This window comes from Streptococcus sp. UBA4344 (assembly GCF_002393675.1).
GTDB lineage: Bacteria > Bacillota > Bacilli > Lactobacillales > Streptococcaceae > Streptococcus > Streptococcus vicugnae.
On sequence record NZ_DGTE01000012.1, the window covers coordinates 1 to 9,147 of the forward strand.

Sequence of the window (9,147 nt, forward strand, 5' to 3'; positions counted from 1 at the left end):
TGAGCAACCTTCGGGTTGCTTTTTTGTGGCTTTAAATTTTTGTTAACTATTTTGTAAGTGATCTGAAAATATTTTCCTTTTTTACTGAACAAAGTTTATTATGGTGGGTTCTTTTCGAATTATTTGTTATAATAGATGTAATATTTTTAAAGGAATGTTTAATGGTTATTATTGAAAAGGCTCCCGCTAAGATTAATTTAGGATTGGATATCGTAGGGAAAAGGCCTGATGGTTATCATGATTTATCAATGGTTATGGTTAGTGTCGATTTGAATGACTATGTAACGGTATCAGAGATTTCAGGCTCAGATATTATTGTTGAATCTAATAATCATAAGATGCCTTTAAATGCTAAGAATGATGTTTTTAAGGCTGCACAGCTTATAAAGGATAGATATGGAATATCATCGGGTGTGAAGATTGAATTGGAAAAAACAATTCCTATTTGTGCAGGCTTAGGTGGTGGTTCCACTGATGCAGCTGCAACTATTAGAGCTTTGGATAAGTTGTGGCAATTGGGATTATCTAAGTCTGAGATGATTGAGATTGGATTTCAGGTTGGAAGTGATGTCCCTTATTGTCTTAGTGCTGGCTGTGCTTGTATTTCTGGCAAGGGAGAGATTGTGGAGTGTTTAAATACTTCTTTATCGGCTTGGGTTGTTTTGGTTAAACCTGATTTTGGTGTATCTACTCGAACAGTTTTTCCTGAGATTGATTGTGAGACAATTTCTCGTGTTGATATTGATTCTTTGAAGAAAGCTGTTTTAGCTAATGATTATGATCAGATTATTTCTCACATGGGAAATTCTTTGGAAGATATTACTATTAAGCGTAAGCCGTTTATACAAAAAATTAAAGATCGAATGATAAAGTGCGGGGCTGATATTGCTTTAATGACAGGAAGTGGGCCAACGGTTTTTGGGCTATGTCGTTCGGAGAAGAAAGCAGATCGTTTGGTTAATAGTATGCGAGGTTTTTGTAAAGAAGTTTATAAGGTTCGGATACTGTGATAGAAGAGAATCAGGTAATTGATTCTTTTTTTTCTTTTTGATATAATTAACTGGTTAATGATATGAGAGGAGTGTTGATATGCAGCTAGAAAAACAAATTGATTGTCTAGTGAATGAGATTTTATTAAAAGCCGAAAATCAGCACGAGTTATTGTTTGGTGCTTGTCAAAGTGGTGTTGAATTGACTAATACACAGGAGCATATCTTGATGCTTTTGTCCCAAGAACGATTGACAAATTCTGCTTTGGCAAAACGTTTGAATATTAGTCAGGCGGCAGTTACTAAAGCGATTAAATGCTTAGTAAAAGAGGGAATGCTTGCTCCTGTGAAAAATAAAGATGACGCTCGTGTAACTTATTTTGAGTTAACTGAGCTAGCTAAACCTGTCGCTGATGAGCATAGTCATCACCATAATGCGACATTATCAGTGTATAAAAAAATGATTAATGACTTTTCGGAAGAAGAACAGACTGTTATTTCAAAATTTTTGACTGCTTTTTCAGATGAGCTAGAAGGGTGTAAATGAGATATATTACTGTAGAAGATTTGTCTTTCCAATATGATAGTGAACCTGTCTTGGAAGGAATTAATTATCATTTAGATAGTGGTGAATTTGTTACTTTAACTGGGGAAAATGGCGCAGCTAAATCAACTTTGGTAAAAGCTACGCTTGGTATTTTAACACCCAAAAGTGGTCAGGTGACAATTTCTAAAACAAATAAGGATGGTAAGAAATTACGCATTGCTTATTTGCCACAGCAGATTGCTAGCTTTAACGCTGGTTTCCCCTCAACAGTGCATGAATTTGTACGATCTGGTAGATACCCTAGAAATGGTTGGTTCCGTCGTTTGACTAAGCATGATGAGGAACATGTCAAAGTGAGTCTAGAATCTGTAGGTATGTGGGAAAATCGAAATAAACGTATCGGAAGTTTATCTGGAGGTCAGAAACAACGCATTGTTATTGCACGTATTTTTGCTTCAGACCCTGATATTTTTATTTTGGATGAACCAACAACTGGTATGGATGCTGGAACAACTGAGAGATTTTATGAATTAATGCATCATAGTGCGCATACACATGGAAAATCTGTTTTAATGATTACGCATGATCCAGATGAGGTAAAGCATTATGCTGACCGTAATATTCACTTGGTGCGTAGTCAAAAGACACCTTGGCATTGCTTCGATCTTCACGCTTTAACAAAGAAAGGAGCTAATAATGCTGACTGAGATTTTTTCATATGATTTTATGCAACGTGCGATTATGGCGGTAGTTGCTATTAGTATTTTTGCTCCAATTTTGGGGATTTTTCTGATTTTGCGTCATCAAAGTTTGATGAGCGATACGCTTAGTCACGTTTCTCTAGCTGGTGTAGCTTTAGGAATTTTGCTTGGCAAATCGACAACCTGGTCTACGGTAATTGTAGTGACGATAGCAGCGGTTGTATTAGAATATTTGCAGACGGTTTATAAACACTATATCGAAATTTCAACGGCAATTCTTATGTCACTAGGGCTAGCAGTAGCCTTAATCGTGACAAGTAAGTCAGAAAACGCTGGGAGTGTGAACTTGGAACAGTATTTGTTTGGTTCAATTGTGACCATTAATATGGGGCAAGTTGTTGCTCTCTTTGTCATTGCGGTTATTGTTTTGATTTTGACCTTGCTGTTTATCAGACCAATGTATGTTTTAACATTTGATGAAGAGATTGCATTTGTCGATGGTTTGCCAGTTCGCTTAATGTCATTGTTGTTTAATATTGTGACTGGTATTGCGATTGCTTTGACCATTCCAGCAGCAGGAGCACTTTTGGTATCAACAATTATGGTTTTACCAGCAAGTATTGCGATGCGATTAGGAAAAAACTTTAGAACGGTTATTTTTATTGGTGTTTTAGTTGGTTTTGTTGGTATGGTAACTGGGATTATCACGTCATATTACTGGGAAACACCGGCAAGTGCAACGATTACAGTTATCTTTGTAGCAATTTTCCTTTTGGTGAATTTGTTTAATGTGGTAAGTCGTCGTAATAGTTAAAAAAGAGAGGAAGTTCCTCTCTTTTTTTGATGGCATAAAAAAACAGATGCTTTAAGCATCTGTTAATGATTTTAAATTAGTAAGTCAACACGAAGTATTTTTTCTTACCACGACGGATAACAGTAAGTTCGTTATCAATTTTATCGTCATCAGAAAGTGTGTAATCTAAATCTTGAACACGTTCACCGTTGATGTAGATAGCACCATTTTGAACGTCTTCACGTGCTTGACGTTTTGATGGTGAGATTTTAGCAACAACAAGCATTTCAACGATGTTGCGGTTATCATCGTCTGAAACAGCGTAGTTAGGAACGTTGTTTAGACCTTGTTTTAATTCTTTTGCTGAAAGGCTCTTGATGTTTCCAGCGAAAAGTTGTTCAGTGATTTTAAGAGCTTCTTTGTAAGCTTCTTCACCGTGAACAAGTGTGACAACTTCACGTGCTAGGACTTTTTGTGCCAAACGTTCGTGACGTGCAGCGTTAAATTCTTTTTCGATTTCAGCGATTTCATCTAGTGAAAGGAATGTGAAGATTTTCAAGAAGCGAACAGCATCGTCGTCCATGACGTTGAGCCAGAATTGGTACATTTCGTATGGAGATGTTTTGTCAGCATCAAGCCAAACAGCATTTCCTTCAGATTTACCGAATTTTTTACCTGTAGCATCAGTGATAAGTGGCACTGTCATAACGTGACCAGTCTTATCTGCTTTACGACGAAGAAGTTCTGTACCAGCAGTCATATTTCCCCATTGGTCAGAACCACCAATTTGCAAAGTAACGTTGTATTTATCATTCAATTCGTAGAAATCGTAACCTTGCATGATTTGGTAGGCAAATTCAGTATATGAGATACCTGTTTCAATACGTTTTTTAACTGATTCTTTACTCATCATAGCATTGACAGTAAAGTATTTTCCGACATCACGTAGGAAGTCGATGAAGCTGACATTACCAAACCAGTCATAGTTATTTACCATGACAGCTTTGTTGTCACCATTTTCGAAATCAAGGAAACGTGACAATTGATTTTGAATTTTAGTTACCCAACCATCAACAGTTTCTTTAGTTTGAAGACTACGTTCAGCGTCTTTAAATGATGGGTCACCAATAAGTCCTGTAGCTCCTCCAACAAGAGCATATGGTTTGTGTCCTGCCAATTGAAGGCGACGTGATGTTAAAATAGCAACCAAGTGACCAAGGTGCAAGCTATCAGCTGTAGGATCATAACCAGTATAATAGGATACTTGCCCTTCTGTTAATGCTTTGACAAGGGCTTCTTCATCAGTTGTTTGAAAAACTAAGCCACGTTCTTTGAGTTCTTCGAATATGTTCACGAGCTTTCTCCTTACTTAAAATTTTGGGGTGATTGTGATTTCTAGCTAAGCTAAATCTCCCCCAATGATATAATGTAGTTTACAGGCTATTATATCAAAAAGCGGTGCCTCTATGCAAGCTTTATCAAAGTTTGGTATAATATTATCGAGGTATTAGAATGAGTAAGAGAAATAAAAATAAGAAAAAAGCAGATCGTCAGAAGCTTGGCTTACTAGATTTTGGATCAGTCTTTTTGAGGACAGTTAAGTTATTAACCGACTTTTTTTATATTATTGTCATATTGTTTGGCATGTTGGGAGTCGGTCTAGCTTTTGGTTATCTTGCTAGTCAGATAGATGCGGTTAAGATTCCTGATAAGGAGAGCCTAGTTAGTCAGGTAACTTCTTTGACGCGTGTGTCACAGATGTCTTATTCTGATGGTAGTTCGATTGCTGCTATTGATACGGATTTGTTACGTACTCCAGTTGCTAGTGAAGCTATCTCAGAAAATGTTAAACATGCCATTGTGGCAACTGAGGATGAAAATTTTGAAGGGCATGATGGTGTGGTTCCTAAGGCCGTTTTCCGTGCGACTTTGGGATCTGTTCTTGGTTTAGGCGAAACTAGCGGTGGGTCAACATTGACTCAACAGTTAATTAAGCAACAGGTTTTAGGTGATGATCCAACCTTTAAGCGTAAATCACGTGAAATTATCTATGCTTTGGCATTAGAACGTTATTTGAATAAAGATGAGATTCTGACGGATTACCTGAATGTATCACCTTTTGGTCGTAACAATAAAGGAGAAAATATTGCCGGAATTGAAGAAGCGGCGCAAGGTATTTTTGGGGTGTCTGCAAGTGATTTAACCATTCCGCAAGCAGCATTTTTAGCTGGTTTGCCTCAAAGTCCGATTGTTTATTCTCCATATACAGCAGCTGGTCAGCTAAAAGATGCTGAGAATATGGCTTATGGTATTTCGCGTCAGCAAGATGTACTTTATAACATGTATCGTTCGGGCTATTTAACTAAAGATGAGTACAACGAGTATAAGTCTTATGATATTAGCCAAGATTTTATTCAACCAGCATCTGCAACAACAAACTCTCATGATTTCCTTTACTATTCTGTCCTAGAAGAAGCACAAGAGGTTATGTATAACTACTTAATCGAAAAAAATGGTGTTTCTGAACAAGAATTAAAAAATGATACGACAAAAGAATCCTACCGTAAGTTAGCCTCAGAAACCTTGCAACAAGGTGGTTACACGGTTAAGACAACGATTGATAAGAATGTCTACAATGCCATGCAAAATGCAGTGGCTCAGTATGGTGGCACGCTTGATCAAGGAGGTTCTCAACAGGTTGATGTCGGGAATGTCTTGATGGATAATTCTACTGGTGCGATTTTAGGATTTATTGGTGGCAGGGATTATTCAACCAACCAAAATAACCACGCTTTTGATACTGCGCGCTCACCAGGTTCAAGTATCAAACCGATTATCGCTTACGGTATTGCCATTGATCAAGGGCTCCTTGGTAGCGCAAGTATTCTTTCTAATTACCCAACGAATTTCTCAAGCGGTCAACCGATTATGCACGGTAATGATGTCGGAACAGGCATGATTAATCTTCAAGAAGCACTTAATGTTTCATGGAATATTCCAGCCTATTGGACTTATCAAATGTTGCTCAATCATAATGTTGATGTTGAGTCTTACATGAAGAAGATGAATTATAGCGTTGATAATTACGCGATTGAAAGTTTGCCTTTAGGTGGGGGGATTGAGACAACTGTTCTCCAACAAGTAAATGCTTATCAAATGATTTCAAATGGTGGCGTTTATCAAAAAGGTTATATGGTTGATAGCATTACTGACAATAAAGGGAATGTCATTTACCAACATAAGGCAAATCCAGTACGTGTCTTCTCAGAATCAACAGCTAGCATTTTGAATCAACTATTAAAAGATGTTGTCAAAGGCGGGGCAACGACTGAGTTTTATAAAGACTTACAAGGTTTGAATGGTCAAGCAGCGCAAGCGGATTGGTCAGGAAAAACAGGGACAACCGACAATTATACTGATGTTTGGTTGATGCTCTCAACACCAAAAGTGACACTTGGTGGCTGGGCAGGTAATGATGATAATACTTCGTTAAATCCGATGGCCGGATACAAATACAATGCTCAATATATGGCTGATTTGGTGAATAGTATTTATAATGCTAATTCTAATACGTTTGGAACAAATAAATACAATCTATCTTCAAATGTTATTAAGTCAACAGTTCTAAAAGCAACAGGTTTACAGCCTGGTACAGTAACGGTTAACGGTCGCTCGCTTAATGTAAGTGGTGAGACTACAACAAGCTACTGGGCTAAGAATGGTGCTGGTAATATGACCTATAAATTTGCTATTGGAGGAACGGATAGTGACTATACAAAAGCATGGGATGCCTTGCTTCATAATCCTTCGATTAAAACCAATAGCAGCAATTAAAAATACTTGCAAAAATTGAAAAAATAAGGTATAATATTAACAACTATTTGTCGTCTGCTTTAGTTGAAATATTGTCCAACTAAGGTTTGCAGCAGTTAAATCACACTTTTTATGGTCAGATTTAGCTGCTCTTTTTGTGCCTAATTTTAGAAAAAATGCGGTTTGTAACCTATATTTAAAGATTCTAAAAATTCACATCCACGACACACTTGGCAGGGTGTTTAATAAGCATCCTAACTATAAAGGTCAAAATGAAAATGTAATGATTGTTCTCATCGCATGAAGAGAATTGTGGTTATGATGGAGTTTATAGACCTCTGTATTTTAATGAAGGAGTAAAAAACTTGGCAGGACATGAAGTTCAGTACGGGAAACACCGTACACGTCGTAGCTTTTCAAGAATCAAGGAAGTTCTTGATTTACCTAACTTGATTGAAATTCAAACGGATTCTTTTAAAGACTTCTTGGATAACGGATTGAGAGAAGTTTTTGAAGATGTACTTCCGATTACAAACTTTACGGATACTATGGAACTTGAATTTGTTGGTTACGAATTGAAAGAGCCTAAGTATACGCTTGAAGAAGCTCGTATCCACGATGCATCTTACTCAGCACCTATTTTTGTAACCTTCCGTTTGATTAACAAAGAAACAGGAGAAATCAAAACTCAAGAAGTTTTCTTCGGTGATTTCCCAATTATGACTGAAATGGGTACATTCATCATCAATGGTGGTGAACGTATTATCGTTTCTCAGTTGGTTCGTTCTCCTGGTGTTTATTTCAACGATAAAGTTGATAAAAACGGTAAAGTTGGTTATGGTTCAACTGTAATCCCTAACCGTGGAGCTTGGCTTGAATTAGAAACAGATTCAAAAGACATTGCTTACACACGTATTGACCGTACACGTAAAATTCCATTTACAACACTTGTACGTGCTCTTGGTTTCTCAGGTGATGATGAAATCATGGATATCTTTGGGGACAGCGAACTTGTTCGTAACACTATCGAAAAAGATATTCACAAAAACCCAGCAGACTCACGTACTGACGAAGCTCTTAAAGAAATTTATGAACGCCTTCGTCCAGGTGAACCAAAAACAGCTGATAGCTCACGTAGCTTGCTTGTAGCTCGTTTCTTTGATCCACGTCGTTATGACTTGGCAGCTGTTGGTCGTTACAAAATCAACAAAAAACTTAACATCAAGACTCGTCTCTTGAACCAAACAATTGCTGAAAACTTGGTTGACGCTGAAACTGGTGAAATCCTTGTTGAAGCTGGTACAGTAATGACACGTGACGTTATCGATTCAATTGCTGATCAATTGGATGGTGATCTTAACAAATTTGTTTACACACCAAACGATTACGCTGTTGTCACTGAACCTGTTGTTCTTCAAAAATTCAAAGTTGTGTCACCAATTGACCCAGACCGTGTTGTTACAATCGTTGGTAACGCAAATCCAGATGATAAAGCGCGTGCTCTTACACCTGCTGATATCTTGGCTGAAATGTCATACTTCCTTAACCTTGCTGAAGGTCTAGGTAAAGTTGATGATATCGACCACCTTGGTAACCGTCGTATTCGTGCCGTTGGTGAATTGCTTGCTAACCAATTCCGTATTGGTCTTGCACGTATGGAACGTAACGTTCGCGAACGTATGTCAGTTCAAGATAATGAAGTGTTGACACCACAACAAATCATCAACATCCGTCCTGTAACTGCTGCAGTTAAAGAATTCTTCGGTTCTTCTCAATTGTCACAGTTCATGGACCAACACAACCCACTTTCTGAGTTGTCTCACAAACGTCGTTTGTCAGCCTTAGGACCTGGTGGTTTGACTCGTGACCGTGCTGGTTATGAAGTTCGTGACGTGCACTACACTCACTATGGTCGTATGTGTCCGATTGAAACTCCTGAAGGACCTAACATCGGTTTGATCAATAACTTGTCAACATACGGACATCTTAACAAATATGGTTTCATCCAAACACCATATCGTAAAGTTGACCGCGCTACAGGTGTGGTTACAAACGAAATCGTTTGGTTGACTGCCGATGAAGAAGATGAATACACAGTAGCACAGGCTAACTCAAAACTTAACGAAGACGGAACATTTGCTGAAGACATCGTTATGGGTCGTCACCAAGGTAATAACCAAGAGTTCCCATCAAACATCGTTGACTTCGTTGACGTTTCACCTAAACAAGTAGTTGCCGTTGCGACAGCATGTATTCCTTTCCTTGAAAACGATGACTCTAACCGTGCCCTCATGGGTGCCAACA

Annotated in this window: 6 protein-coding genes and 1 pseudogene; 6 read left to right on the forward strand and 1 reads right to left on the reverse strand. The window is 37.9% G+C overall.

Annotation, left to right across the window (positions count from 1 at the left end; genetic code table 11):
• Positions 1 to 161: 161 nt before the first annotated feature.
• From ispE to B4D49_RS02350, 4 genes are all read left to right on the forward strand, one after another.
• Entirely contained in the window at positions 162 to 1,010 is an 849-nt protein-coding gene (gene ispE, locus B4D49_RS02335; protein WP_132869792.1) for a 4-(cytidine 5'-diphospho)-2-C-methyl-D-erythritol kinase, read from the forward strand.
• A 79-nt stretch (positions 1,011 to 1,089) separates the two neighbouring features.
• The gene (locus B4D49_RS02340) at positions 1,090 to 1,536 is read left to right on the forward strand and encodes a zinc-dependent MarR family transcriptional regulator (protein WP_132869793.1); all 447 of its coding nucleotides are present in this window, start codon (positions 1,090 to 1,092) and stop codon (positions 1,534 to 1,536) included.
• The gene (locus B4D49_RS02345) at positions 1,533 to 2,243 is read left to right on the forward strand and encodes a metal ABC transporter ATP-binding protein (protein ID WP_132869794.1); all 711 of its coding nucleotides are present in this window, start codon (positions 1,533 to 1,535) and stop codon (positions 2,241 to 2,243) included. The genes B4D49_RS02340 and B4D49_RS02345 overlap by 4 nt, the downstream gene beginning before the upstream one ends.
• Positions 2,233 to 3,051, forward strand: coding sequence for a metal ABC transporter permease (locus B4D49_RS02350; protein WP_132869795.1), 819 nt, complete (start codon positions 2,233 to 2,235; stop codon positions 3,049 to 3,051). Before B4D49_RS02345 ends, B4D49_RS02350 begins: the two co-directional genes overlap by 11 nt.
• A 76-nt stretch (positions 3,052 to 3,127) precedes the next feature.
• Here the strand turns inward: B4D49_RS02350 and tyrS are convergent, their stop codons facing one another.
• Entirely contained in the window at positions 3,128 to 4,384 is a 1,257-nt protein-coding gene (gene tyrS / locus B4D49_RS02355; RefSeq protein WP_286783066.1) for a tyrosine--tRNA ligase, read from the reverse strand.
• Positions 4,385 to 4,542: 158 nt separating this feature from the next.
• Between tyrS and pbp1b the strand changes: the two genes are divergently transcribed.
• Complete coding sequence (gene pbp1b / locus B4D49_RS02360) at positions 4,543 to 6,864, forward strand: penicillin-binding protein PBP1B (RefSeq protein WP_286783067.1); 2,322 nt, start codon at positions 4,543 to 4,545, stop codon at positions 6,862 to 6,864.
• Between the two features lie 344 nt (positions 6,865 to 7,208).
• A pseudogene (locus B4D49_RS02365) lies at positions 7,209 to 9,147 on the forward strand (DNA-directed RNA polymerase subunit beta); the annotation flags it as partial.

Excerpts from the sequence above, each read along its gene's own strand:
- ispE (WP_132869792.1), top strand. The coding sequence starts at position 162 with ATGGTTATTATTGAAAAGGCTCCCGCTAAGATTAATTTAGGATTGGAT.
- B4D49_RS02340 (WP_132869793.1), top strand. The coding sequence starts at position 1,090 with ATGCAGCTAGAAAAACAAATTGATTGTCTAGTGAATGAGATTTTATTA.
- B4D49_RS02345 (WP_132869794.1), top strand. The coding sequence starts at position 1,533 with ATGAGATATATTACTGTAGAAGATTTGTCTTTCCAATATGATAGTGAA.
- B4D49_RS02350 (WP_132869795.1), top strand. The coding sequence starts at position 2,233 with ATGCTGACTGAGATTTTTTCATATGATTTTATGCAACGTGCGATTATG.
- pbp1b (WP_286783067.1), top strand. The coding sequence starts at position 4,543 with ATGAGTAAGAGAAATAAAAATAAGAAAAAAGCAGATCGTCAGAAGCTT.